Source organism: Brevibacillus humidisoli, from assembly GCF_020923435.1.
Classification (GTDB): Bacteria; Bacillota; Bacilli; order Brevibacillales; family Brevibacillaceae; genus Brevibacillus_E; species Brevibacillus_E humidisoli.
In genome coordinates, this window is sequence record NZ_CP087263.1 from 18,696 (window position 1) to 43,679 (window position 24,984).

Annotated in this window: 25 protein-coding genes; 18 read left to right on the top strand and 7 right to left on the bottom strand. The window is 52.4% G+C overall.

Going from position 1 to position 24,984, the window contains the following annotated elements; translation table 11 throughout:
- Nucleotides 1-116: 116 nt before the first annotated feature.
- Together LOK74_RS00090 and LOK74_RS00095 are read right to left on the bottom strand one after the other, a co-directional pair.
- The gene (locus LOK74_RS00090) at nt 117-704 is read right to left on the bottom strand and encodes a hypothetical protein (RefSeq protein WP_230044506.1); all 588 of its coding nucleotides are present in this window, start codon (nt 702-704) and stop codon (nt 117-119) included.
- Nucleotides 705-752: 48 nt separating this feature from the next.
- Entirely contained in the window at nt 753-1,292 is a 540-nt protein-coding gene (locus tag LOK74_RS00095; RefSeq protein WP_230044507.1) for a zinc metalloprotease, read from the bottom strand.
- 372 nt (nt 1,293-1,664) lie between these two features.
- On the opposite strand from LOK74_RS00095, the gene purC reads away from it, so the two are divergent.
- The 8 genes from purC (at nt 1,665) to LOK74_RS00135 (ending at nt 10,143) form a co-directional block, all read left to right on the top strand.
- On the top strand, nt 1,665-2,384 hold the full coding sequence (gene purC / locus LOK74_RS00100; RefSeq protein ID WP_230044508.1) for a phosphoribosylaminoimidazolesuccinocarboxamide synthase: 720 nt from the start codon (nt 1,665-1,667) through the stop codon (nt 2,382-2,384).
- Complete coding sequence (gene purS, locus LOK74_RS00105) at nt 2,377-2,625, top strand: phosphoribosylformylglycinamidine synthase subunit PurS (protein ID WP_230044509.1); 249 nt, start codon at nt 2,377-2,379, stop codon at nt 2,623-2,625. The genes purC and purS overlap by 8 nt, the downstream gene beginning before the upstream one ends.
- A 3-nt stretch (nt 2,626-2,628) precedes the next feature.
- Entirely contained in the window at nt 2,629-3,321 is a 693-nt protein-coding gene (gene purQ, locus LOK74_RS00110) for a phosphoribosylformylglycinamidine synthase subunit PurQ (RefSeq protein WP_230044510.1), read from the top strand.
- Complete coding sequence (purL, locus tag LOK74_RS00115; RefSeq protein ID WP_230044511.1) at nt 3,302-5,542, top strand: phosphoribosylformylglycinamidine synthase subunit PurL; 2,241 nt, start codon at nt 3,302-3,304, stop codon at nt 5,540-5,542. The genes purQ and purL overlap by 20 nt, the downstream gene beginning before the upstream one ends.
- Nucleotides 5,527-6,945, top strand: coding sequence for an amidophosphoribosyltransferase (purF, locus tag LOK74_RS00120; RefSeq protein WP_230044512.1), 1,419 nt, complete (start codon nt 5,527-5,529; stop codon nt 6,943-6,945). Before purL ends, purF begins: the two co-directional genes overlap by 16 nt.
- Before the next feature lie 26 nt (nt 6,946-6,971).
- Complete coding sequence (gene purM, locus LOK74_RS00125; RefSeq protein ID WP_230044513.1) at nt 6,972-8,012, top strand: phosphoribosylformylglycinamidine cyclo-ligase; 1,041 nt, start codon at nt 6,972-6,974, stop codon at nt 8,010-8,012.
- Entirely contained in the window at nt 8,009-8,617 is a 609-nt protein-coding gene (gene purN, locus LOK74_RS00130; RefSeq protein WP_230044514.1) for a phosphoribosylglycinamide formyltransferase, read from the top strand. The genes purM and purN overlap by 4 nt, the downstream gene beginning before the upstream one ends.
- A gap of 887 nt (nt 8,618-9,504) precedes the next feature.
- Nucleotides 9,505-10,143: a hypothetical protein gene (locus LOK74_RS00135; RefSeq protein WP_230044515.1), complete on the top strand. Its 639-nt coding sequence runs from the start codon at nt 9,505-9,507 to the stop codon at nt 10,141-10,143.
- 234 nt (nt 10,144-10,377) lie between these two features.
- Here LOK74_RS00135 and LOK74_RS00140 read toward each other — a convergent pair whose 3' ends face one another.
- A complete protein-coding gene (locus LOK74_RS00140) occupies nt 10,378-10,809 on the bottom strand; it encodes a VOC family protein (RefSeq protein ID WP_230044516.1) in 432 nt (143 codons plus the stop codon).
- Between the two features lie 275 nt (nt 10,810-11,084).
- On the opposite strand from LOK74_RS00140, the gene LOK74_RS00145 reads away from it, so the two are divergent.
- From LOK74_RS00145 to purD, 3 genes are all read left to right on the top strand, one after another.
- Nucleotides 11,085-11,525, top strand: coding sequence for a hypothetical protein (locus tag LOK74_RS00145; RefSeq protein WP_230044517.1), 441 nt, complete (start codon nt 11,085-11,087; stop codon nt 11,523-11,525).
- A gap of 146 nt (nt 11,526-11,671) precedes the next feature.
- A complete protein-coding gene (gene purH / locus LOK74_RS00150) occupies nt 11,672-13,225 on the top strand; it encodes a bifunctional phosphoribosylaminoimidazolecarboxamide formyltransferase/IMP cyclohydrolase (RefSeq protein WP_230044518.1) in 1,554 nt (517 codons plus the stop codon).
- 18 nt (nt 13,226-13,243) lie between these two features.
- Nucleotides 13,244-14,515 (top strand): phosphoribosylamine--glycine ligase, encoded by a 1,272-nt coding sequence (purD, locus tag LOK74_RS00155; protein WP_230044519.1) that lies wholly within the window; start codon nt 13,244-13,246, stop codon nt 14,513-14,515.
- Nucleotides 14,516-14,536: 21 nt separating this feature from the next.
- Here the strand turns inward: purD and LOK74_RS00160 are convergent, their stop codons facing one another.
- Both LOK74_RS00160 and LOK74_RS00165 read right to left on the bottom strand, forming a co-directional pair.
- Entirely contained in the window at nt 14,537-14,677 is a 141-nt protein-coding gene (locus tag LOK74_RS00160) for an EYxxD motif small membrane protein (RefSeq protein ID WP_230044520.1), read from the bottom strand.
- 12 nt (nt 14,678-14,689) lie between these two features.
- Entirely contained in the window at nt 14,690-15,184 is a 495-nt protein-coding gene (locus tag LOK74_RS00165; RefSeq protein ID WP_230044521.1) for a YgaP family membrane protein, read from the bottom strand.
- 129 nt (nt 15,185-15,313) lie between these two features.
- On the opposite strand from LOK74_RS00165, the gene LOK74_RS00170 reads away from it, so the two are divergent.
- From LOK74_RS00170 to LOK74_RS00190, 5 genes are all read left to right on the top strand, one after another.
- Complete coding sequence (locus tag LOK74_RS00170) at nt 15,314-17,086, top strand: adenine deaminase C-terminal domain-containing protein (RefSeq protein WP_230044522.1); 1,773 nt, start codon at nt 15,314-15,316, stop codon at nt 17,084-17,086.
- A gap of 600 nt (nt 17,087-17,686) precedes the next feature.
- On the top strand, nt 17,687-18,637 hold the full coding sequence (locus tag LOK74_RS00175; RefSeq protein ID WP_230044523.1) for a branched-chain amino acid ABC transporter permease: 951 nt from the start codon (nt 17,687-17,689) through the stop codon (nt 18,635-18,637).
- 11 nt (nt 18,638-18,648) lie between these two features.
- Nucleotides 18,649-19,935, top strand: coding sequence for a branched-chain amino acid ABC transporter permease (locus tag LOK74_RS00180; protein WP_230044524.1), 1,287 nt, complete (start codon nt 18,649-18,651; stop codon nt 19,933-19,935).
- A 16-nt stretch (nt 19,936-19,951) separates the two neighbouring features.
- The gene (locus tag LOK74_RS00185) at nt 19,952-20,728 is read left to right on the top strand and encodes an ABC transporter ATP-binding protein (protein WP_230044525.1); all 777 of its coding nucleotides are present in this window, start codon (nt 19,952-19,954) and stop codon (nt 20,726-20,728) included.
- Between the two features lie 14 nt (nt 20,729-20,742).
- Entirely contained in the window at nt 20,743-21,450 is a 708-nt protein-coding gene (locus LOK74_RS00190; protein WP_230044526.1) for an ABC transporter ATP-binding protein, read from the top strand.
- Nucleotides 21,451-21,508: 58 nt separating this feature from the next.
- Here the strand turns inward: LOK74_RS00190 and LOK74_RS00195 are convergent, their stop codons facing one another.
- Together LOK74_RS00195 and LOK74_RS00200 are read right to left on the bottom strand one after the other, a co-directional pair.
- The gene (locus tag LOK74_RS00195) at nt 21,509-22,273 is read right to left on the bottom strand and encodes a DUF2087 domain-containing protein (protein ID WP_230044527.1); all 765 of its coding nucleotides are present in this window, start codon (nt 22,271-22,273) and stop codon (nt 21,509-21,511) included.
- 258 nt (nt 22,274-22,531) lie between these two features.
- Nucleotides 22,532-23,815 carry a glycosyl hydrolase family 18 protein gene (locus tag LOK74_RS00200; protein WP_230044528.1) on the bottom strand — a complete coding sequence of 428 codons (1,284 nt, stop codon included), beginning with the start codon at nt 23,813-23,815 and terminating at the stop codon, nt 22,532-22,534.
- Between the two features lie 143 nt (nt 23,816-23,958).
- Here LOK74_RS00200 and LOK74_RS00205 point away from each other — a divergent pair, with 143 nt between their 5' ends.
- Nucleotides 23,959-24,636, top strand: coding sequence for an AzlC family ABC transporter permease (locus tag LOK74_RS00205; RefSeq protein WP_230044529.1), 678 nt, complete (start codon nt 23,959-23,961; stop codon nt 24,634-24,636).
- Nucleotides 24,626-24,940 carry an AzlD domain-containing protein gene (locus tag LOK74_RS00210; protein ID WP_230044530.1) on the top strand — a complete coding sequence of 105 codons (315 nt, stop codon included), beginning with the start codon at nt 24,626-24,628 and terminating at the stop codon, nt 24,938-24,940. The genes LOK74_RS00205 and LOK74_RS00210 overlap by 11 nt, the downstream gene beginning before the upstream one ends.
- The last annotated feature ends 44 nt before the right edge of the window (nt 24,941-24,984 follow it).

Consider the following 24,984-nt stretch of genomic DNA (forward strand, 5'->3'; position numbering starts at 1 on the left):
TTCCATTTTACCAAAAGGCGGTTTCTTTTGTTTCATGAAATGAAAAAGAGGGTCGCCCCTCAGTCATCTATGATGACTTTTGGGACACCCTCTGAATGTAAAATCAAGAGCAACACTTACTTCTTATACTTTTCAATCACCTGTTTGTGCATGTTCTTATATGGTTCAAACTCTTCAAGCAAACTGTTGGTAGTATCGTCCTGTAACGGATAAACACCAAATATTACCGATTTCGGGACGAACATTGGAAAGGCCTTGTCTTTTCTCAGAAATAGTACGTATTTTTTATTGTCTTCCATGAGTTGATATCCTTCAATTGTTCGTAATACTTTCTCTCCTTTTTTGTTTTCGTATATTACCGCAGGTTCGTATACAACGATATCGTCCCCTTCAGAAAGATTTTCACCTGTTTCATTCTTAAACACTTGTTCAACCTTTATGGTTCGCTTGGTAGCAAAGTCCTCGATGAGACCATCTTCATCTCTCTTGATGTAATTTTCTTTTTGTTCAAGCGCTGTTCCGATGATGATGGCATTGGCATCTTCCTCCAGTTTAACTAACTCGTCATAACCTTTGAACGATCCGTGGAGGCTCTCCACTTTCAGGGAAGTTTCTTTTTCAATAGGGTCAGTACGATCCTCAATGGCCGGGTTTCCACCTAACAAAAGGGCTACTATACTCGAAAGAACAATTAGTGATTTCATTGAAAATTCACCTCTCTAAAGTTAAGTACTAGTCTTCGCAACGCTGCTCTAAATGCTCTTTATCAGCGTCTTGGACAAGTAGTAGAATTTACAAGTATTTATTACGGATGCTAGGTAATAACCATTTCCATCGTCAAGGACATGTCCTAAACTTAGACAGTGCCCGAACTCATGCGTAGTTGTTTGTTGTATAGATTTATCTTCAGAATATTCCAGAGTTCTACGGTTAAGGCGGACATTCGCTAACGCCCAAGTCTCTTCAGCTTCCTCATCGATACCTTGTTTATTCTCACTATTGTAGTAAGGTTCTTGTAACCCATCCATATCCCATGTGTAGGTTCCAGCATATACTCGTATATCTGAATCAGATTTACTGGATACTTCTGATAACTCAACATCTGGAGTTATGTCATTCCAGTCATCAATAGCTTCATCAACAAAATCGGTCCAACCTGTATCCGAAACGGAGGAGTGATTCCAAACTTTTAGGTCGTTGGCTGAAGAAAACCTTCCTTCCCATGTGTGGCAATCATAGCCCCCATAACACCCTGGATCATGGGCATTGACGCTTAAGGGGTTGACTGACATAAGGAAAGTAAACATAAACAAGCAGAAAACAAGGTTTCTTCTCTCAATACATCACCCTTTCAAATTTTTTTCAGGTAAAATATATAATATAATCCATTTTGTATAAAGTAATTTTTTATAATAAAATCCCAAATAATAGTTTGGGATCCTAGTATAGGTGTTTGTCTGTGTGCCGATACCACATCAATAACACATCATATTTAAGTTTCCATGACGTTGCACAGGAGCATCACGAAAACCCGAACAATTACCACATTCAAAACCTTTCTCTTTCAGTTGAAAAAATACGTATATTTATGTTTTAATGTAATAGTAATGTTCGTGTTTAATCTCCTTAATAACTGCTGTGCGCAAAGAGAGGGGACTTTTTTTGTGGAAAAACAAGAACAACTGTATGAAGGGAAGGCGAAAAAGGTCTTTCGCACTTCTGATCCTGAGGTATACTGGGTATCATACAAAGATGATGCAACCGCGTTTAATGGCGAAAAAAAAGGAACGATCGTGGGCAAAGGCGAGCTGAACAATCGGATCAGCGCGATCTTTTTTTCGCTGCTGAAAGAGCGAGGCGTGGACAATCACTTCGTCAAACTGCTTTCTGCCACAGAACAGCTGGTTCGGCGGGTGGAGATTATTCCGTTGGAAGTGGTGATCCGCAACATCGCAGCAGGTTCCCTCGCCAAGCGCTTGGGGTTGGAGGAAGGCACGGTTCTCCCTCAGCCTGTCGTGGAGTTTTACTATAAAGATGATGCACTGGGCGATCCGCTGATCAACGATTCGCACATACAGGTGCTGGGGATCGCCGATGATTCGACCGTACAGACGATGGAGAGAATCGGCCTTAGAGTAAATGAGATTTTGCAGGCATTTCTCAGAGAGCGCAAGGTGATCCTGGTCGATTTCAAGCTGGAATTCGGACGTGCTGCTGACGGCAGCGTGCTCTTGGCTGACGAGATTTCGCCCGACACGTGCCGCTTCTGGGATGAGGAGACGCGCGAGAAGCTGGACAAAGACCGCTTTCGCCGTGATTTGGGAGATGTGGAGCAGGCGTATCAGGAAATGCTGCGCCGGATAGGAGGAGATTTTGATGTGTAAAGCAATCGTCTATGTCACACTACGCGAGAGTGTGCTCGATCCTCAAGGGCAGGCCGTACAAGGAGCCCTGCACTCGTTGGGATTTGATGAGGTAAAAGGGGTGCGAATCGGCAAGTATCTGGAAGTGAACCTTGGCACTGCTGACAAAGTACAGGCGGAAGAGCGCGTCCGGGAGATGTGCGAAAAACTGTTGGCCAATCCGGTGATCGAAGACTATCGCTACGAGATTGTGGAGGGATAAGCGATGAGAGCAGCAGTGGTCGTGTTTCCCGGGTCCAACGCCGATGTCGATATGTTCCAAGCGGTTGAAGATGTGCTGCAGGTGCCGGTGAGCTATGTCTGGCACGGTGAGACCGATCTGTCCGCCTATGACGTGATTTTGCTGCCTGGCGGGTTTTCCTACGGCGACTACCTTCGCTCCGGCGCTGTTGCCCGCTTTTCGCCGGTGATGGAGGAAGTGATCAAAGCAGCGAAGGCAGGCAAACTGGTGATGGGTGTCTGCAACGGGTTCCAAATCTTGTTGGAAGCAGGATTGCTCCCCGGTGCGATGCTGCGCAACCGTTCGCTCAAGTTCCGCTGCACGATGTCCAGACTGCGTGTGGAGAACCACCAGACTCCGTTTACCTGTGAGTACGGCAACCAGGAAGTGATTGAGATCCCGATCGCTCACGGGGAAGGCAACTACTTTTGCGACGAAGCGACCTTGACCAAGCTGAGGGAAAACAATCAGATCGTGTTCCGCTACGAGGGGGAAAATCCGAACGGATCGATTGACGATATTGCCGGCATTTGCAACGAGCAAGGCAATGTGTTGGGCATGATGCCGCATCCGGAACGCGCCGTACATGACTGGATGGGCTCAGCCGACGGTCAGCGGATCTTCCGCTCGATACTAACGACATGGAGGGAACGTCATCGTGCCGCAACTCACGCATAAAGAACCGACTCCGGAGGTAATCGCCGAACAACGTCTCTATGCCGAGATTGGCCTGACCGATGAGGAGTACGAGCGCGTCGTGACGCTGCTTGGCCGCCAGCCCAACTGGACGGAGACCGGCCTGTACAGCGTGATGTGGTCGGAGCACTGCTCCTATAAAAACTCCAAACCTGTGCTGCGCCGCTTTCCGACCAAAGGACCGCGCGTGCTGCAGGGACCAGGCGAAGGAGCAGGAATTGTCGATATCGGCGACAATCAGGCCGTTGTGTTTAAGATCGAAAGTCATAACCATCCGTCTGCGATTGAACCGTACCAAGGGGCTGCCACCGGTGTCGGCGGGATCATCCGCGACGTCTTTTCCATGGGGGCGCGTCCTGTGGCGCTGCTTAACTCGCTACGTTTTGGCGAACTGGATAAACCGCGCGTCCAGTATCTGTTTGAACACGTTGTCGCCGGGATTGCGGGATACGGCAACTGCATCGGCATCCCGACCGTTGGCGGCGAAGTAAACTTTGACCCCACCTACGAGGGGAATCCGCTGGTGAACGCGATGTGTGTCGGTCTGATTGACCACGACAAGATCCAAAAAGGAGTAGCCAAAGGGATCGGCAACCCGGTCATCTACGTCGGGGCCAGTACCGGTCGTGACGGGATTCACGGAGCCACTTTTGCTTCCGAAGAATTAAATGAAGAGTCAGAGAAAAAACGGCCTGCCGTGCAGGTGGGTGACCCGTTTATGGAAAAACTGTTGTTAGAAGCCTGCCTGGAGTTGATCGACTCCGGAGCGGTGGTCGGCATCCAGGATATGGGGGCCGCCGGTCTCACCTCCTCCAGCGCAGAGATGGCTTCCAAAGCGGGGAACGGCATCGAGCTGAACCTCGACCTGGTGCCGCAGCGCGAAGCAGGCATGTCCGCCTACGAGATGATGCTCTCTGAATCACAGGAACGGATGCTGGTCGTCGTGGAAAAAGGACGGGAAGCAGAGGTAAAAGCGATTTTTGACAAGTGGGGGCTGTATTCCGCTGTAGTCGGACGGGTGACGGACGACGGGAAACTGCGTCTGATCCATCACGGTGAAACGGTGGCAGACGTACCGGTCGACAGTCTGGCCGAGGACGCGCCAGTCTACCACAAACCATCCAGCGTGCCCGCTTATTACGAAGCGTATGCGAACATCGATACGACAGATCTGCCGCAGCCGGACGATCTCAACAAGGTACTGAAACAGGTACTGGCGCAGCCGACCGTGGCCAGCAAGCAGTGGGTCTACGAACAGTACGATCATATTGTACGGGCCAACACCGCAGTCAGACCGGGCTCGGATGCAGCTGTGGTGGTGGTGCGCGGTACCCGCAAGGCATTGGCGATGAGCACCGACTGCAACGGTCGCTATGTCTATCTCGATCCGGAAGTGGGCGGCGCGATTGCGGTGGCGGAAGCGGCGCGCAACGTGGTCTGCTCGGGGGCGGAACCACTCGCGATTACCGACTGTCTCAACTTTGGCAGCCCGGAGAAGCCGGAGGTATTCTGGCAGTTTGAGAAAGCTGTTGACGGTATGAGTGCCGCCTGCACCGCGCTGAGCGCTCCGGTCATCGGCGGAAACGTATCGTTTTATAATGAACGCAGCGGTGGGGCCATCTATCCGACACCAATCGTCGGGATGGTTGGGCTGATCGCCGATGTGGATCATATCACCACCCAAGATTTCAAAGCGGAAGGCGACGTGATTCTCCTCTTGGGCGAGACGTACGGCGAACTGGGCGGCAGCGAGTATCAAAAACTGATTCGCAAAGAGATCGCCGGTCGACCGCCTATGTTGGACCTGCAAAAAGAAGCGGTTGTGCAGAAGCTGGTGCTCCAGTTGATCCGGGACGGACTGGTTCGATCGGCGCACGACCTGTCCGAAGGCGGCTTGGGCGTTGCCGTGGCCGAGAGCTGCTTTGCGAACGGGATCGGTGCCGTGCTGAACTGGGAAACGACGCTTCGTCCGGATGTTGCGCTGTTTAGCGAGTCACAGTCGCGTATTCTGCTCAGTGTATCTGCCGATGTTGCGGCGCAAGTGAAACAGCGGGCCCAGCAGGAAGGCGTGGCATGCACGGAGATCGGCACGACGGGCGGCGATCGGCTGGTGGTTAGCATCAATGGCAACGAGGCGGTGAATGCTCCGCTCGACGAGTTGAAAGCAGCTTGGAAGGATGCGATTCCATGTTTGATCGGCTAATCTGGGACAAGTTAAATGAAGAGTGCGGTGTGTTTGGCATCTACAATCATCCCGAGGCGTCGCAGCTCACCTACATGGGTCTGCACGCCTTGCAGCACCGCGGCCAGGAGAGTGCAGGGATGTGCGCCTCCGATGGCGAGAAATGGTATAAACATCGCGGGATGGGACTGGTCAGCGAAGCGTTTGGCAAGGGCGATCTGGAAAAGTTTCGCGGACATATCGCGATCGGACACACCCGCTACACGACGGCCGGTTCCAGCAAAATCGAAAACGCTCAGCCGCTGTTTTTCCGCTATGCACAGGGGAGTATGGCTGTTGCTCACAACGGGAATCTGGTCAACGCTTCAAAGCTGCGCAAACAGTTGGAACAACAGGGCTCCATTTTTCAAACATCCAGTGATACCGAGGTAATCGCCCACCTGATCGCCCGCGCCAAAAGCAAAGACCTGCCCGGGGCGGTACACGAAGCGCTGCAGCAGATCAAAGGTGCGTACGCACTGCTGGTGATGAACGAACGGCAATTGATCATCGCGCTCGATCCCAACGGGCTTCGTCCGCTCTCTCTGGGACGCTTGGGCGAAGCGATCTGTGTCGCTTCGGAGACCTGCGCCTTTGACATCGTCGGTGCCCAGTACTGGCGGGACGTGCAGCCTGGCGAGATGATCGTGATTGACGAGCAAGGCATCCAGACCAGCCTGTTTGCCGAGAAGACAGAGCGTGCGATCTGCACGTTTGAATATATCTACTTCGCCCGGCCGGACAGCGATATCGACGGGATCAACGTGCACATGGCCCGCAAGCGTTTAGGCAAACAGCTTGCGCAAGAATCGCCGGTACAAGCCGACGTCGTGACCGGTGTGCCCGACTCCAGCATCTCTGCGGCGATCGGTTTTGCCGAAGCTACCGGGATTCCTTACGAGCTGGGACTGATCAAGAACCGCTATGTGGGCCGGACGTTTATCCAGCCGACCCAGGAACTGCGGGAACGGGGTGTGCATCTGAAGCTGTCGGCGGTGCGCAAGGTTGTCGAGGGGAAACGTGTCGTGATGATTGACGACTCTATCGTGCGGGGAACCACCAGCGGCAGGATCGTCAAGATGCTGCGGGAGGCGGGAGCGACCGAAGTGCATGTGCGGATCAGTTCGCCCCCGGTGATGAATCCCTGCTTCTACGGCATCGATACCTCTACGCGAGATGAACTGATCGCGGGGACAAAATCGGTAGAGGAAATCCGCCGCTTTATCTGCGCGGACTCCCTCTCATTTCTCTCAGTAGAAGGAATGTTGGAGGCGATCGGCCGCACAGATACAGCAGCCAATCGCGGACATTGTCTGGCTTGCTTCACCGGGAACTATCCGACGGAGACCGAGTACGAAGAAGCACTGCCGGCAGAAAAGTGTTGACCCACTGTTGATGAGGAGGAGAAACGATGACAGACCCGTATAAACAGGCAGGCGTCGACATTGAGGCGGGCAATCAGGCCGTTGAACGGATGAAAAAGCATGTCCAGCGCACCTTTCGTCCGGAGGTGTTGACAGACCTGGGCGGCTTCGGCGCCCTGTTTCGGTTGAATGCCAAACAGTACGAGAACCCGGTGCTGGTCTCCGGCACAGACGGGGTGGGCACCAAGCTGAAGCTCGCTTTTGCCATGGATCGTCATGATACGATCGGCGTTGATGCGGTGGCAATGTGCGTCAACGACATCGTCGTGCAGGGAGCGGAGCCGCTCTTTTTCCTGGATTACCTGGCCTGTGATCAAGTGATCCCCGAAAAAATGGAAGCGATTGTAAAAGGGATCGCCGACGGATGCCAGCAGGCAGGTTGTTCGCTGATTGGCGGGGAGACAGCGGAGATGCCGGGGATGTACAGCGCTGGTGAATACGATATCGCCGGCTTTGCGGTAGGTGTGGTGGATGAACCAAACTTGATCGACGGCCGGTCGATCGAGCCGGGCGATGTGCTGATTGGCATCGCAGCGAGCGGTTTGCACAGCAACGGGTACTCTCTGGTCCGCAAGGTATTTCTGCAGGATCGCGGGATGTCGCTGTCTGACCATGTGGACGAACTGGGTAAAACATTGGGAGAAGAGTTGCTTACCCCGACCAAGATTTACGTCAAACCGATTCTTTCCCTTTTGCAGAAGTACACCATCAAAGGGATGGCCCACATTACCGGCGGCGGCTTTACGGAGAACATCCCCCGCGTACTGCCGGATGGTGTACAAGCGGAGATCGACTACGGCTCGTGGCCTGTGCTGCCGATCTTTTCCCTGCTGGAGCAAGCGGGCGGCATCGAGCGGGCCGCCATGTTCCGCACGTTTAACATGGGGATCGGGATGGTGCTGGTCGTCCGCAACGAAGATGCTGTGGCCATCGTGCAAGAGCTGGAGCGGCAGGGGGAAAAGGCATATCTGATCGGACGAATCTCTGCCGGTGAGCCGCAAGTGACCTATGGAGGAGTGGCCTGGTGATGCGGCTGGCCGTATTTGCTTCCGGCTCCGGCAGCAATTTTGAGGCGATTGTGGAGGCGACGCGCGACGGGCGGCTCTCCGGTGCGGAGGTTGCGCTGGTTGTGTGCGATAAACCAGGTGCCTACGTGTTGGAGCGGGCCGCCCGCTTGGGTATCGATAGTTTTGTGTTCAACCCCAAGGAATATCCCGAAAAGGCGGCGTTTGAGCAGGAGATTGTGCAAGAGCTGCATCGTCGTGACGTCTCCTTCGTCGTGCTGGCTGGCTATATGCGGCTGGTCGGCCCCGTCCTGTTGTCTGCCTACGAGGGCAAGATGATCAATCTGCATCCGTCGCTGCTGCCTGCTTTTATGGGCAAGGACGCGATCGGGCAGGCTTTTTCGTATGGGGTGAAGATTACCGGGGTGACCGTTCATTTTGTTGACGCCGGACTGGATACCGGACCGATTATCGCACAAGAGGCCGTTCCGGTTGCGCCAGCCGATACGCTGGAGACGCTGACGGCGCGTATTCACGGTGTGGAGCATCAGTTGCTGGTAGAGGCGATCCAGGACGTTGTAGCAGGTCGGCTGCATCTGGAGGGGCGGATTGTCAAACGGCAAGCGTAGGGGACTGTGTTGTAACGCTGATTTGATCCAGACGGTTCCCTTATTGGGCGAAACATGTCCGCCCTGCTGCTAGAAGCGAATCAAAGAAAATAGAGAACGGCTCTGTCACAGATGATGTGAACAGAGCCGTTTTATCGTATGGCGCTAGGCGAGTAAAAGATACGCCGCAGGTAAGGGGAAAGGAATCAGGCGCCCATTCTGTATTTCGTATAGATATTTGGATTAACTCAAAAAGTGTATACAAGGGCAAGTAAAAAACTCTATTTTTTTAGATGGATTTACTGGGTATATTTACCTTAGTAAATATTTACAGCTGGTGGTGTGGGTGATAACATGACAGTGAGGTAGAAAATTTACAATAAGTATAATTTTTTGCCTATAATATCATTTTAAGGAGTTGTTTAGTGTGAAACGTGTGCTTTTTGGAGTTCTTTGCAGTCTAGCTCTCATCTCAGTCCCACTAGGAGCCGTCCAAGCAAAAAAGGCAGAGGAAGAGAAAGGTAAAGTGAATCGCAAAGAACGAATAGAGTATGTTAACGAGCAATAAAGAAGCTTGGCGGAAAGGGTAATGATGCAGTTGAAGAGTGGCTGTTGGAAAATGGATTCGTAAAATTCAAGAAGGGAAAGCAGTCTTCAAATTCTGAAATCAGTCCTCTAAGTTCAAATGGAATGATTGATTTAGAACTTATTATGATACATTGACGAATGCGTATTGCCTCAAGGGAACGTGGGAATGGAAAGATGAGCAATATCCGGATAGTGATGAGGGTCCCGAAGAGGTGCTCGCTTTAGTGATGTCGGATGATGATGGGGACCCTATTGATGGGCATGAATGGGAAGACGCTGAGATTGAGTAAATGAATCCTTCTGTGATGGAGGCGTCAACAGTGAAAGGCAAACATACAGTGTTTTATCTGATTGCAGCTTTTGTTTTTTCTGTGTTTGGTTTGCATGGTTGTGGAAACACAAACGCAAATGAAGAACTGATCGGAACATTTTCGGACGTGTACTACAAGGAACTCGATGATCTGCACATCATTACTCAAACCTTGCAAATGAAACTGGAAGCCTTTCAGAAGGACGACCCTGGCACCGTGCATTATCTGGACGAAGCAATAGGTGCAATGGAAATATGGGCTAAGACCAAGCCACACATCTTTTACAGCATAGACTCTTTGCCACAGGATAACGCGGAACAGGTCGTTCATAGTGAATTGAATCAGAAAGTGGAACAAGTCTATGACACGATGTTGAGATCGTTGACGGATGTTCGAGAAAAGATATTCGTTCCCGTATCCACTGCCTTACATAAGGATGGAACGTTGAACGCCGAACAGGCAGGAATAATCGACAACGTCCAGGTTTATCTGAAGGAACTTAACGAAGTATTGTACGAAAGTTTCCACGACTTGCCCAATCAAAGGGAATATCTCTACGACACCCGAATATTTAATGAGGATTTAATGGCATCACTTGATAACATTTTGTCTATCTCTAATAAAATACAACAATCCATTCCAGATTAAAAACACTCGTTTAGGTGGTAGCCTCCTGTTTGTACGGGAGGCTTTGTCTTTGGGACAAATAGTGCCCCGAAAAGTTGAATGAGATCGATGGTGACCGCCAGTAAGCAGGCGGCATAGACAGAGGGGAACCTAAACCTGACAAGACAGAGAACGGCTCTGTCGCCAATGATGCGAACAGAGCCGTATTACGATCGGCTAGCACGAAACATACAAAAGTGCCGCTCAACCCGTCCTTTACTGTTGCTCCTTGCCTTCGGTATAGATCTGGAAGGTTACACCGAACTTGTCCGTGACAATACCATAGGCAGGGCTGAAAAACGTTTCCTGCAGCGGCATGTTCACTTGGCCGCCTTGCTGCAGGGCTTCATAGATTTGTTTTGTTTTTTCCTTGTCGTCCGTTGAGATGCAGATGGTTACCTGATTCCCTGCTTGAAAGGGCTGACCTGGAAAGATATCAGAAAACATCAGCTCCGACTCGCCGATTTTGACCATGGCGTGGGACAGACGTTCCTTGGCCTCTTCTGGCAAAGGGTATTCAGAGTTTTCCGGCATTTCTCCGAACGTTTGTTGAAAGAGAACTTCGGCCCCCAACGCCTGTTGGTAAAAATCGATCGCTTCCTTCGCATTCCCGTCCATCATGAGATAGGGAGTCAAACGCAATGCCACAATACTTCAGCTCCTTTGGTTCCCAAATTTTTTGGTTGGATCAATCATCTCGCAAACTATGGACACGTCTCATGCTCTCAACTCTACATCCTATTATGTCCAAAATGTGACGCCAAAACCAATCTATCACGAAAATGCTTTTTCCGTTTCTTCTCGATTGCGCTTTTTCCACAACCAGTCGTGTCACTTGTTCCGGTTGCCTGTCAGCTTCTGCTTACATACCCTGTCTAGGAGCGAATAAATCCTGTCGTTCGCGCAGGGGAAGAGGTGGTTCGGTGAGTGGCGATTGGATTAGCGACATGCTGGGAAAGCTAAGCGAAAAGACGGGGCGGGAATGGTCCTTGATGGATCTGATCCGCCTGGCGCAAAAGATGCCGGAACTAAGCGAAAACAATGTTGACGCTCTTCTCTCAGAACTGTCCGAAATGGGCTTGAATCTGCCGGAACAGAAGAGAGATAGGTTGAAGCAAAAGGTGATGCGTGAAGAGGGAGTAACTCCCGATGATCTGGAAGAGTTGAAAAAACGATTTGCGGAAAAGGAAGCGAAGGAAGAGGCCAAACACCCTAAAGCAACTGCCAAATACAGCAGAAGGTTGCCAGCCCGCCGCAGACGGACCAGGTCCCGTCGCCGGGTTTTCAAAAGTGCTGAACAGCGGTACACCGAAAAGGTGGCCAGACAGCTTCGCCAGTTAAGAAAAAAACGGAGAACGAGATAGCCGTGGGCGCCTGATTGACAGGTGCCTTGATTTTGATCTGACAACGGGGAGAAACCTTGAACAATCCGTACGTTTGTGTTTTAATATGGAGGAAATGTTCGTGATTTGAGTGCGTTGCTTATCAAGATGTCAGGAGGTCTTCTTTTGTGAACACGAAAAAAGCGCTGATCAGCGTTTCTGACAAAACCAACATTGTCCCATTTGCCCGCAGACTCGACGAATTGGGTGTGGAGATCATTTCCACTGGGGGAAGTGCCAAACTGTTGAAGGAAGCAGGGATTGATGTAACCGGCATCTCTGAGGTGACAGGGTTTCCAGAAATTCTCGATGGTCGTGTCAAAACACTGCACCCGACGATCCACAGCGGACTGCTGGCCGTACGGGACAATCCGGAGCATCAGCGTCAGTTGGACGAGCTTTCCATTGCCCCTATTGATTTCGTGATCGTGAACCTCTATCCTTTTAAGCAGACAGTGGCAAAGCCAGATGTGACATTTGAGGATGCGATTGAAAACATTGATATCGGTGGACCGACGATGCTGCGTGCGGCTGCGAAAAACCATGCCCACGTCACGGTGATTGTCGATGCTGCCGATTATGACACGGTCCTTGCCGAACTTCAGGCACAGGGGAGCACCTCGCTTGAGACACGTCGTCGTCTCGCGGCCAAAGTATTCCGGCACACTGCCGCCTACGATGCGCTGATTGCAGGGTACCTGAGTGAGCAGATGGGCGAGCCGCTCGCCGAGAACCATACGGTTACCTATGAAAAAGTGCAGGATCTCCGTTACGGGGAAAACCCGCACCAACGGGCTGCCTTTTATCGGGAACCGCTGGCTGCCGCCGGTACGATCGCAACGGCTGAGCAGCTTCATGGAAAAGAACTCTCTTATAACAACATCAACGATGCGGACGCAGCGCTGGCGATCGTGCGCGAATTCAGCCAACCGGCAGTCGTTGCCGTGAAGCATACCAATCCGTGTGGTGTTGGAATTGGAGCGACGATCAGCGAAGCGTACCGGAAGGCCTATCAGGCTGATCCGGTCTCGATCTTTGGCGGCATTATCGCTGCCAACCGGGTGATCGACCGCGAGACCGCACTACAGTTGAAGGAGACGTTTCTGGAGATCGTGCTCGCTCCCGATTTTAGTGAGGAAGCGCGAGCGATTCTGCAGGAGAAGAAAAATCTGCGCCTGCTGCGTCTCGGAGAGTTTGGCAGTCAAGCAGCAGCAAACGGACGTGCTGCCCTGCGGGTTGCTCCAGTGGCTGGCGGCTTGTTGGTGCAGGAGTACGATCTGCATCAACTCCAGGAGACCGATATGACAGTAGTGACCGAGCGGAAGCCGACGGAGGAGGAGCTGGCGCAGCTGGCCTTTGCCTGGAGGGTTGTGAAGCACGTCAAGTCAAATGCGATCGTGTTGGCTCGGGAGAACATGACCATCGGCGTAGGAGCAGGTCAGATGAACCGGGTGGGAGCGGCCCGGATTGCGATTGAGCAGGCCGGAGAAAAAGCGGCAGGGGCCGTACTCGCTTCCGATGCCTTCTTTCCCATGCCGGATACGGTGGAAGAGGCGGCGAGGGCAGGTGTGACCGCGATCATTCAGCCTGGTGGTTCGGTTCGTGATCAGGATTCGATTGAGGCCTGCAACCGCCACGGTATCGCGATGGTATTTACCGGTGTGCGCCATTTCAAGCATTAAGTTGGGAGGCTTTTGGAAATGAACGTACTGGTTGTTGGGAGCGGTGGGCGAGAACACGCCATTGCCTGGAAGCTGGCGCAAAGTCCCAAGGTGGAGAAGGTGTTTTGTGCCCCAGGCAACGGCGGCACACAGGAAGTGGCCCAAAACGTACCGATTCCCGCAGACGATTTTGCAGCCCTGGTTCAATTCGTCAAGGACGAAGGGATCGATCTGACGGTAGTAGGACCGGAGGCACCGCTGCTTGACGGCATCGTCGATTTCTTTATGCAGCGCGGCCTTACGATCTTCGGACCCACGGCCATGGCGGCCAAGATTGAGGGCAGCAAATCATTTGCCAAGTGTTTGATGAAGCGGCACGGTGTGCCAACTGCCGCCTATGAATCATTTATCGACTATCAGTCTGCGCTGGCTTACGTGCGTGAGCAGGGAGCGCCGATCGTGATCAAGGCTGATGGACTGGCAGCCGGAAAAGGTGTAATCGTCGCCCGTACACTGCAAGAAGCGGAGCAAGCTTTGTTCCAGATCATGCAGGTTGGTGAATTCGGACAGGCTGGCAGCCGGGTCGTGGTGGAAGAATACATGGAAGGCGAAGAATTGACCCTGCTCTCCTTTGTTGACGGGGAGACGGTCAAACCGATGATCACGGTACAGGACCACAAAGCCGCCTATGACGGTGACAAAGGGCCCAATACAGGTGGGATGGGCACATACGCGCCAGTCCCCCATGTATCTCAGGAACTGGTTGAACAAATCGTAGAGACAATCATCGTCCCTGCGGCCAAAGGAATGGTTCGTGACGGCATGCCCTTCCGCGGAATTCTCTACACGGGATTGATGCTGACCGCTGACGGGCCAAAAGTGGTGGAATTTAATGCCCGCTTCGGCGATCCAGAAGCGCAGGTAGTGCTGCCACTGCTGGAAACCGACCTGCTGGACATCCTGCTCGCTGCGGTAAACGGTGAGTTGGATTCGGTTGACGTCAAGTGGAAACAAGAGAGCGCGGTATGTGTCGTGATGGCATCAGCCGGGTATCCGGGCGACTATGAGAAAGGCATTGCGATTACCGGACTTGAGCAGGCGGCAGCCCGGACAATCGTCTTTCACGCCGGAACCAAGCGAACAGAAGAGGGACTTGTTACCAGTGGCGGACGTGTACTCGGTGTGACGGGGATCGGCAGCAGTTTGCCTGCTGCTAGGGAAGCTGCCTACAGCGGAGTAGAGCAGATCAGGTTTGCCGGTGCCCACTACCGTACCGATATCGGAGAAAAGGCGCTGCGCCGCCAAGTCTAGTACGTGCAAAAGGAAGGTCGCTTATTTGTAGCGGTACCTTCCTTTTCTTCTTGCCGTATTGACTGCAAAGACGATCATTGCCACCACTGCCCCGATGATCAGCGCGGCCACAAACAGGTTGTGCGAAAACCACTCGTACAGCGGCGGGCCAATGACACTCATCCCGCTCACCTCCTAATAGGTGGGGTACAATCGTTCTTCCTCTCGGTATTCCCTCGCCGAGCGGTTGCGAGTCGATTCAGAGGCGTTCTTCTGTCTGTTGGTTTCCGTGGAGTGGTTCTCACGCGAAGCAGATGTAAGCACTTCTTCCATCTCATTGGCAATCGACTGTATGGTCTGATTGGCTGGCATCATCTGATCAGATCGTACCTGGTCTCGCTTTTGCGAGTTTGCTGACTGTTTGTTGTGGTGGGTATGATCCTGGTTGCCGTTGCCCATCATGTTTCTCATCATCTTCATGCCTTCTCCGTCACGAGTGCTTGTACCCATGCTGTATAACATCGGACAGAAGCGGGTGACTCCTTCTGCTACTTTCATTGCCGATAGAAACATCAGCATCCAGGGTGTCCGATACGGTCTGCGGGACATTCGTCCGACACTGTAGGCCAGTCCCATGATACCGGCAGTGATGCGAATCGTTGCATCAAGCGTACCCACGTTTTTACGCATGATTCGGCTTCCCTCCCTTGTTGTATGGATAGTTTGTACGAGTGAGAAAAAAAACAGACAAGGGAATTTCTGTTAGGCCGGCGAAAGTATGCAGTACCGAAGTACTTCAGAAAGAAGGGTGATTGGATCATGCGAGTACGAGAGGTAACGAAAGAGGCGCATCTACAGCTCGTCCGTACTGCGAAACAGCAGCAGCCGGCCACTATGTGGATCAAAGGCGGTCGCATTCTCGATGTGTATCTGAGGAGGTGGCGAGAGGCAAATATCGTAATCGCCGGCGAGCGGATTGCCTATGTCGGCGAAAAGGAACCCTTGGTCGATGATCAGACAGAAGTGATCGAAGCAGCCGGCTACCATGTCGTTCCGGGCTACATCGAACCGCATGCCCATCCTTTCCAGTGGTACAATCCGCACACCTTGAGCGACTACGCCCTGCGTACCGGGACGACGACAGTTATAGCCGACACCTTAACCTTATACAGATTGCTGCCATTTGAGCAGGTGTCAGAGATCATGCAGCGCTTGGCTGCTCATCCAGTCAAATACTTCTTTTGGGCACGACTTGATCCGCAAAACAAAAGTCCGCAGTTGAGAGATTTGTTTAGGATGGAGCGGCTCCAACAGATGATTGACCATCCCCAGGTGATTCAAGGAGGGGAGCTGACTGACTGGCACGGTGTGCTGTATGAGGATGAACAGCTGCTGTATGGGCTGCGGCATGTACGTGATGTCGGCAAACGGATGGAGGGGCATCATCCCGGTGCTTCCGACCATACGCTCAATATTGCGGCAGCAGCCGGTGTTACCGCCTGCCATGAGAGCATTACGGCAGCAGAAGTGATCAACAGGCTGCAGCTAGGGTATTACGTGGCACTGCGTCATTCCTCGATTCGCCCGGATCTGCCTGAGCTGATCAAGGGGTTGATCGAACAGGGTATCACCTACTCACCCCGGTTGATGCTTACCTCGGATGGTTCCACCCCGCCGATGATGAGGGCCGGTTTTACGGATTCGCTGATTCGTCTGGCGATAGAGGCTGGCCTGGCTCCGGAGGATGCGTATGCGATGGCTACCCTGAATCCGGCTGCCTATTACGGCTTGGATGCCGAGATTGGTGGGATAGCACCTGGCCGACTGGCCGATATCTTATTGCTCGCTACGCCAGAAGATCCGACACCGGAAGTGGTAGTGGCTGACGGACGTCGCTGGTCGGAGCGCAAGCAGCTGCTGCGGCCGCTGCCTAGCCTCAACTGGCAGGAGTACAGCTTCCCCACACCTGCCGCAGCCGAGATGCCCATCGTGCCGGAGCTTTTTAGCATTCGACGCAGTGAGCGGGCGGTACCTGTCATCAACATGCGAAATGCCGTCATAACAGAAAGTGAACAGACAGCACTCACGTATGACGCAGATGGGATGTTGCTCTTGGAAGATCCGGAATTGGCGCTGCTAGTCTTGATTGATCCGATTGGCAAAAAAGTAACCCAGGCTGTGGTCCGTGGTTACGGGCGAGAGATTGAAGCGATCGCGAGTACGTATACGATCTCCTCTGATTGGATCGTCATCGGTCGTCATCCACAATCGATGGCTGCTGCATTGCGCAGGGTGCTGGAGATGGGCGGAGGAGTAGCGATGGTTGAGCAGGGGGAAACCGTCTACGAAATGGCGCTGCCGATCGGCGGATTGATGACCGATGCCCCGATGGAGGAAGTGATTCGCAAAGCAGAATCGTTCGTGCAGCTCATGAAAGAAAAAGAGCATTCGCACATCGATCCGATATACTCTTTGCTGTTTTTTACCGCGACTCATCTGCCGTTTATCAGAGTCACCTCCGATGGGGTATACGATGTAAAGCGGGGGTGTATCCTCACGTCTTCAGTTGAGGTTGCCGACTTGATTGGCTAACGCAGAAAAAGGTTTGCCAGTCAATCAAATTCTTCGTATAATCTTTCGATTGTAAAAAACAGGTTTTGCAAAAAAACTATTTCTGTCTTGTAAATTTTCTAATTTGTCATAAAATAATAAAGGGACTAGATAAATCCGACCATAGTCGATCGCAACGACAATAGCAACAGTAACTGCAATTGTGCATCCCATCCTTTAGAGAGACCAACCAAACTAGAATGTTGAGGCGGAAATGTGATTGATTCTTCAAAGAAGGAAGGATAGAAAAAGGGGATCAATGGAATCGCACGGATCCGTCTCAGCTTTTTGCATCCTGGCAGCGGCTGACCAACCAGATGCAGAGACTGCGACAGGGGAATGCGCCTCGCAAAAGCCCGCTTGTAGGTTCACACCACCAAGAATGTAGCTAGTAGCTCTTTTTTCCTATTACGTACATCTTTTCGAAAGACAGTGAACCATTATATAATTGATAAAAGTTCCGCGATTTAGCCTCATCCAGCCACGGGGCGGCACGAAGGTGTACGCCCCTTCACTTTGTACAAAGGGTGCGGCGGCGGCTCTCAGCCGAAACATCTAGTCAGGGGGAAATGAGGGAAGACAATGTTGAGCATTTTACCGCAAGTATTGATTGACGGGCTTACGCTCGGGTTTATGTACGCCGTCGTGGCATTGGGCTACACCATGGTATACGGGATTCTTGAATTCATCAATTTTGCTCATGGCGAAATCTTCATGGTGGGAGCGTTTGTTGGGACGGAAGTACTCTTGATCAGCGAATCGCTGGGCATTTTGCAGGAGATGAATCCGTTTGTGGCCTTCCTGCTGTCACTGCTGCTGGCGATGGTTGTCTCTGGCGCATTGGGTGTTGGAGTGGAGCGGGTAGCGTACCGGCCACTCAGGGGAGCACCCCGCCTGGTCGCGCTTATCTCTGCGATCGGGGTTTCGTTCTTGCTGCAGGACCTGGTTCGCTTCACCGAGGCGGTCGCTCGCAACGAATTCTATCTGAACAGTCCGACGCTGTTTTCGGGAGCGATCGGGATCGGTGACTTTGCGCAGATCCCGGTAAAAGCAATTGTGGTCATTGCCTTTGCGATTGTGATGATGGTCACGCTCACCCTGTTTATCAACAAGACCAAATGGGGTATCGCGATGCGTGCCGTCGCGCAGGATCAGTCTACTGCTTCGCTGATGACGATTAACGTGGACAAGGTGATTTTGCTTACCTTTTTGATCGGTTCCAGCCTGGGCGGTGCGACAGGGGTCCTGTTCGCCCAAAACTACGGCACGATCGATCCGTACATCGGCTTTATCCTGGGATTGAAAGCATTCACAGCTGCTGTCCTCGGGGGGATTGGCAACATCCGTGGCGCGATGGTGGGCGGTGTGCTGCTCGGCCTGTTGGAGTCGCTCGCCGGTGCCTATCTGGATACGCTGACCTTTGGCGTGTTTGGTTCGGAGTACAAAGACGTATTCGCCTTCTCCATCTTGATTCTGGTGCTTCTGCTGAAACCAGAAGGTCTGTTTGGAGAAGCCGTGAAAGAGAAAGTGTAGGTGAGAGCGTGGTGAAACAAGTGATCAAAAATGTACTGACGGACAAACAAATCCCGCTGCTCGTAACCATTTTGTGGACGGTTGTCTTCACGTTGGCGCTTTTCTTTCTGGAGCAATCGGTGCTTGCCTTTATGGGAGTGTTGCTCTCTCTCTTGCTGGTTTACTATACAAAGACAAGCAATGCCGTGCGCCTTACGCTGGGAGTTTTGATTTTACTTGTATTGATTCCACTGGTGGCCGGAGACAACCGCTACTATATGGAAGTGGCCTCCCAGGTGGGGATATACGTGGCCATGGCACTGGGACTAAACATCGTGGTCGGCTTTGCCGGACTGCTTGACCTTGGATATGTCGCCTTCTTTGCAGCGGGTGCCTATGCTTATGCCATCTTCGCTACCGCACAGGCCAACGAGTTTATCCCTGGCGATTTGTTTCCGCTGGGCGGTGAATGGTTCTGGCCGTTTTTGATCGTTGGCTTGCTGGTGGCGGCCGTGTTTGGGATTCTGTTGGGGCTGCCTGTACTGCGGGTAAAAGGGGATTATCTGGCGATTGTGACACTTGGCTTTGGTGAAATCATTCGGATCATTTTTAACAATCTGGACCATCCGGTTAACATCACCAATGGCCCGCAGGGGCTGACGCCCATTGCGACGCCCGAGTTGTTTGGTTACCCGCTTAATACACCGTTTTACTTCTACTTTATCGTCCTGTTCGTGATCGGTTTTATCGTCCTGGCCAATATTCGTTTTGAACATTCCCGGCTGGGGCGGGCGTGGATTGCCATTCGCGAAGACGAACTGGCAGCGCAGTCGATGGGGATTCCTCTGCTCAATACCAAGTTGGCCGCCTTCGCGGCAGGTGCTTCATTCGCCGGGGTGGTGGGTGTCATCTTTGCCGCCAAGCAGACCTTTATCGATCCGACTTCGTTTACGCTGATGGAATCGATCGGCATTCTGGTCATGGTGATCCTCGGCGGCAGCGGCAGTATTCCCGGTGTCGTGCTGGGTGCCGCCTTTGTGACGGTTCTGCAGGTTCAACTGCTCAAAGAGTTTTCCAACTTCCTGCATGCCCTGAATACCTCCGGCGTGATCAGTCTGCCGAACCAGTTGGATCCCTCCAAGTTTCAGCGGCTCATCTTCGGGGTGTTGTTGATTCTGGCCGCATTGTACCGCCCGAACGGGCTGATTCCGGCTAAGCGGAACATCAACGATCTGGAAGAGATCAAAAAGAGCCGTTTTGCCAAACAAAAACTGGGTATTCTGGCCAACCTTGATGAAAGCAAGCGACAAACCAGTTAAGGGGGGAGAAGCCAAGATGGCACTACTGGAAGCAAAAGGGCTAACCAAACGTTTTGGCGGGCTTGTTGCCAACGAAAATGTAACGGTTGAGATAGAAAAGGGAACGATTACAGCAGTGATTGGCCCGAACGGCGCGGGAAAAACCACGTTTTTCAACATGATTACCGGGTTTTACGAGCCGGATGAGGGGGAAGTCCTGCTCAACGGCAAAAAGATTCATGGACTCCGTCCGGACCAGATCGCAGAGCGCGGAATCACCCGTACCTTTCAGAATATCCGTCTGTTTAAGCAGATGACTGCGCTGGAGAATGTGATGGTCGGCAAGCACAGTCGTCTGCAAGCAGGGATGTTGGGGATTTTGCTCGCTAGCAAGCGAGTAAAGGAAGAGGAAGAGCGGGCCCGGGTAGAGGCTTATCAACTGCTCGAATATGTAGGGATCGCCCATGTGGCCAACGAGGAGGCGGGCAGTTTGCCGTATGGATTGCAGCGCCGTCTGGAAATCGCTCGCGCTTTGGCGACCAAGCCGCAGATTATTTTGCTGGACGAACCGGCAGCGGGGATGAACCCACGTGAGACAGTGGAAATGACGCAGTTCATTCGCCGGATGCGCGATGAGCTGAAATTAACGATCATCCTAATCGAGCATGATATGAAACTGGTTATGGGGCTGAGCGAGTATATTCACGTACTGGATCACGGACAAAAAATCGCCGAAGGCACCCCGGAGGTAATACGCACCAATCCGCAGGTGATCGAAGCATATCTGGGCAAATCGGCGACGGAAGTGTCGTAGAGGGGGGACTGACGATGGCGCTATTGGAACTTGATACCATACACACCTATTACGGCGGGATTCACGCGTTGAAAGGCCTCACCCTCACGGTAAACGAGGGGGAGATCGTGACCCTGATCGGCTCAAACGGTGCAGGCAAATCGACGACACTGAAGACCATCTGTGCGCAAGTCCGTGCCCGTTCCGGATCGGTGCGCTTCAACGGAACAGATATCACTCGGCTGAAAACACATGAAGTGGCTCTCAAAGGGATTGCCCACGTGCCGGAGGGGAGACGGATTTTCCCCAAACTGACCGTGCGCGAAAACCTGGAGATGGGAGCCTTCGCGCTCAAGGATAAACAGTTGATTGAAGAGGGAGTGGAACGGGCTTTTCACTACTTCCCACGGCTGAAAGAGCGGGTCAACCAAAAAGGCGGCACGATGTCCGGTGGTGAGCAGCAGATGCTGGCCATCGCCCGTGGACTGATGATGAAGCCGAAGATTTTGATGCTGGATGAACCGTCGATGGGGCTGGCACCGATCTTGGTCGAGCAGATTTTTGAGATTGTCAGCGAAATGAACCGGGAAGGAATGACGATCCTGCTGGTAGAGCAAAATGCCAACCAGGCGCTTGCTGTGGCTCATCGCGGATATGTGATTCAGACAGGAGAGATTATCCTGCAGGACGACGCGCAGAAGTTGCTGAGCGACCCGCAGGTGCAGGAAGCATATCTGTCGTAGGAGGATAGAAGGAAAACTCGCCCCCGTATCAGGGAGGCGAGTTTTTTGCTGTATGGGGCTACACCTTCATCCAATACTTGCTGCCATCCGCGGTCCTATCCAGCAAACCGTACTCGATCAGATAGCGTCGCAGCGTGACATAATCGTGGTAGACCTCGCCTAGGATGGTGTTTACCTCTTGTTCGCTGTATGTCTTGTTCTGTTCGAACCGATGGATGATGTGCGTTAGGATGGCCACTTTGCGCTTCTCTTTTTTCGGAAACTCGGACAGCGGGCCGTCTAAGCCCTCCTTAAAATAGGCGTGCAGGATCTCCGCCCGCTCTCCTTCGGTCATGGCGAAACGTTCGTCGGCCATCGGTGTCGTACGGGGGATCTCAATAAACGGCTCCTGTCCCGCCGCCTTTTTCTCGACCAATTCCATGATCGCCAGGAAGAGTTTGGCCTGCTTGGCTTTCTCCCGCAGGGCAAACCGATGGTTGCGGATCGTCGACTTGCTGCCCCCGCCCAATTGCTTAACGATCTCCGTGTCGTTCAATCCCTGATAAAAGTAGTGAATAATCGTTTTCTGATGATCGGTTAAACCGATAAATTTTTTGTCCAGACTGATCAGGTAGTCAAACATGGAGTCGTGCTCTTTGCTGATGTGCACTTGCGTATACTTCTCCGCCTCGTAAAGTCCCCCCTCAAAGGGATAGATCACCCCTTTTGTAAAACGCTCGCCGCAAATCAGGCAGCAGTACGACTCTACCGATTCGTCATACATGTAGCCGCGGACGATCTCTTCGACAGATGCATTCCAAAACATCGCAGATAAATCACTCATTCATAACACATCCCTGAATTGTTTGTTGTATGTATAGACATCATATCGAACTGTTTGTGATTTTGCAAATGTTTTTCTTTCTCTATTATAGACGGTATGCATTATTGTCGTGTAATTTATAAACAAATTTGAAACAAGTCTATATTTTGTGATCTTATGAAAACAGCCGCCCCGTCCTGCAGACAGCGTACTTCTGAGCGCTGCCAGTCTGAGAGTGGACGGGGCGGGAGAGCGGTTTAGCTAGCCAGGAATGGGAGATTATCCTGCCTTTTTATTCGGTTGAGATTCGTCTTGAGCAAACTTTTTGACGCGGATGTTGTCCGGAATCACTTTCCATATGCCAGGGTCCTCCAGACCGAGCCGCCAGACGCCAATTCCCCCTAGATTGTAGGTTTCCAGCAACTGCAGCTTGGCCTGCAAGCTTTGACTGTTCTCATACCAGACGTCGTGCATAAAGCCGGCATCATCCCGGTAGCGGAAGCGGGAAGCGCGAGCCTGATCATCCCAGACCGGCTGTACGTCATACCTGCGCAGGTAGTTTGCTACCTCTGGATACGAAGTGTACTTTGCTTTGCCGCCAGCCTCACTCCAGTTCCAACCGTAGGCGGCTATGCCCACAAGGATTTTTTCCGGTGGAACTTTCTGGCTCAAAGCGTATCGAATGGTGCTTTCCGTCCAGTCGTATGATGCTACCGGACCAGGGGCCGTGCGCGGGTTATGTTCATCATAGGTCATCAGGACGATTCGGTCGGCATAACGGCCTAGTGAGCGATAGTCAAACGGGTGAGACCAGATATTGGCTCGTTCATCTCCGGTGTTGGCCGGGACACTGACGGTGACCAGCTTGCCCTCCTGATGCAGATGTTCGCTCACCTGCTTGACCAACTGACTGAAAGCGTGCCGGTCGCTTGGATGCAGATTTTCGATATCCAGATTGATTCCGTCAAACCCATATGTCTCCACTTCTCTGATGATGTTGCGGATGAAACGGGAGCGTGTCTTTGGGTTGCGCAGGATGCGGCGGGCTACGTCTCTGCCTTTGTTCAGTGTGTCGTAAAACAGATTGTGGACAAGCAGATAGACATGGATGTTTTTTTCGTGAGCTTGTTGAATCACCCGTTTTCTCTCTTCAGCCGGAAGCGTTGCTACAAAGTAGCCAGGACGTTGGTCGTCCAATCGGTACCAGAAGGGAGCAATCGAGCTGATCAGACGATGCTGCTCTTCAACCACTGATTCGGACCCCGGATAAGCTCCCTCCGCTTCGGTGTAGAAGCCCAGCACTTCCCGTGGAGGATGTTCGGCAGACGGCTCCTCTGTTGCAGCAAAAATTCCATGGTTTTGCAGCGGCGAAGAGGGCACGGGGGTAAGGATGGTCGTCTCCGCCGTTACCTCATCCGAGGAGGGTTTGCCGATTCCATGGGTAGGCCGCTCTAGTGGGTCTGCTGTTGTACCATAGTCGCTGCCGATCCAACAGCCGGATGCGATCAGACAGATGATGAGCCAAACGATAATAAGGCGGTGTTTCCGTACCGGAAAGGACATTCCTTCCGCTCCTTTATCCCAGATGTTCTTGTTTATCAGCATGTGAAAAAATCAGGAAAGGTATACCATGAGGTGTCGCAGTGATCGTTGACAGAAAAAAGGGGGACGGGTAGAGTAGAAAAACAGAAGGAGTGGGGGAACGGATGCAGATATCGCTGTTTGTGAGAGGGATGAGAGACATTCTGCCGGTAGCGGCTGCCGGGATCGTGGACGGGCTGGTTTTTGGTATATTAGCGCGGCAAGCAGGGATTGGCTTAATGGAGACGATGTTGTTTTCGCTGCTGATCAATGCCGGGTCCGCGCAGTTTGCCGCTGTCGGCCTTGTGTCACAAGGGATTGTCGGCTGGCCGATGCTGGTCTCGACGTTATTTCTAAACGCGCGTCAGCTTTTATACGGACTCGGTCTTGGCCCTTCCTTTCGCGATACCGCTCCATGGAAATTGACGCTTGCATCTGCTTTTCTCAATGATGAGACTTACGCGCAGAAGACGACGTACCTCCTGCAAGGGAACACGCCAAGTCTCGCTTATTTTTTTGGCGCCAGTTTTACCGATTATCTGATTTGGAACGGCAGTACACTGCTTGGAGCGGTGTTTGGCACGCTGATACCGGAGCCGGAGGCATATGGGCTGGACTTTGCCTTTCTCGCCACGTTTGTCGGCTTTCTCGCCATCAACCTGTTGTCCAAGCTGCACGTCAAGGTAGCGCTAGCCGCAGGCGTTGTGGCCAGTCTGGGATATTGGTGGAACGGGATTACGGCAGCGGTGATTACAGGTACGGTTACAGCAATGGCGATAGGGGTTATGACGGATGAACGATAATTTGCTGATACTGATCATACTGATGGCAGTAATTACTTATCTGACCCGCTATCCGATGCTGCTGCTCAGTTCCCGGGTCCATTTGCCCGACTGGCTCTCCCGCGGCTTGAAGCTGGTGCCGGTCGGTGTCTTCAGTTCGTTAACCATCCCCCCGCTTTTGTTTCATGCCCCTGAGGGGCACTGGAGTCCGGAGTACCTGGCAGTGGGGGCTGTTGCTTTTCTCGCTGCTTATCGGACGCGGCAGATCCCTGTTGCGCTGGTGGTTGGTGTAGTCGGAATCGTGATCTGGCGCAACTTGTTTTGATGATAGGGAAGGAGGCTGCCATCATGCGGGAGACAGCCTCCTTC

What these genes read in the sequence shown, in the direction of transcription:
- LOK74_RS00090 (WP_230044506.1), bottom strand. Translation starts at nt 704, where the DNA reads ATGAAATCACTAATTGTTCTTTCGAGTATAGTAGCCCTTTTGTTAGGT.
- LOK74_RS00095 (WP_230044507.1), bottom strand. Translation starts at nt 1,292, where the DNA reads ATGTCAGTCAACCCCTTAAGCGTCAATGCCCATGATCCAGGGTGTTAT.
- purS (WP_230044509.1), top strand. Translation starts at nt 2,377, where the DNA reads ATGTGTAAAGCAATCGTCTATGTCACACTACGCGAGAGTGTGCTCGAT.
- purQ (WP_230044510.1), top strand. Translation starts at nt 2,629, where the DNA reads ATGAGAGCAGCAGTGGTCGTGTTTCCCGGGTCCAACGCCGATGTCGAT.
- purF (WP_230044512.1), top strand. Translation starts at nt 5,527, where the DNA reads ATGTTTGATCGGCTAATCTGGGACAAGTTAAATGAAGAGTGCGGTGTG.
- purM (WP_230044513.1), top strand. Translation starts at nt 6,972, where the DNA reads ATGACAGACCCGTATAAACAGGCAGGCGTCGACATTGAGGCGGGCAAT.
- purD (WP_230044519.1), top strand. Translation starts at nt 13,244, where the DNA reads ATGAACGTACTGGTTGTTGGGAGCGGTGGGCGAGAACACGCCATTGCC.
- LOK74_RS00160 (WP_230044520.1), bottom strand. Translation starts at nt 14,677, where the DNA reads ATGAGTGTCATTGGCCCGCCGCTGTACGAGTGGTTTTCGCACAACCTG.
- LOK74_RS00165 (WP_230044521.1), bottom strand. Translation starts at nt 15,184, where the DNA reads ATGCGTAAAAACGTGGGTACGCTTGATGCAACGATTCGCATCACTGCC.
- LOK74_RS00170 (WP_230044522.1), top strand. Translation starts at nt 15,314, where the DNA reads ATGCGAGTACGAGAGGTAACGAAAGAGGCGCATCTACAGCTCGTCCGT.
- LOK74_RS00175 (WP_230044523.1), top strand. Translation starts at nt 17,687, where the DNA reads ATGTTGAGCATTTTACCGCAAGTATTGATTGACGGGCTTACGCTCGGG.
- LOK74_RS00185 (WP_230044525.1), top strand. Translation starts at nt 19,952, where the DNA reads ATGGCACTACTGGAAGCAAAAGGGCTAACCAAACGTTTTGGCGGGCTT.
- LOK74_RS00190 (WP_230044526.1), top strand. Translation starts at nt 20,743, where the DNA reads ATGGCGCTATTGGAACTTGATACCATACACACCTATTACGGCGGGATT.
- LOK74_RS00195 (WP_230044527.1), bottom strand. Translation starts at nt 22,273, where the DNA reads ATGAGTGATTTATCTGCGATGTTTTGGAATGCATCTGTCGAAGAGATC.
- LOK74_RS00200 (WP_230044528.1), bottom strand. Translation starts at nt 23,815, where the DNA reads ATGTCCTTTCCGGTACGGAAACACCGCCTTATTATCGTTTGGCTCATC.
- LOK74_RS00205 (WP_230044529.1), top strand. Translation starts at nt 23,959, where the DNA reads ATGCAGATATCGCTGTTTGTGAGAGGGATGAGAGACATTCTGCCGGTA.
- LOK74_RS00210 (WP_230044530.1), top strand. Translation starts at nt 24,626, where the DNA reads ATGAACGATAATTTGCTGATACTGATCATACTGATGGCAGTAATTACT.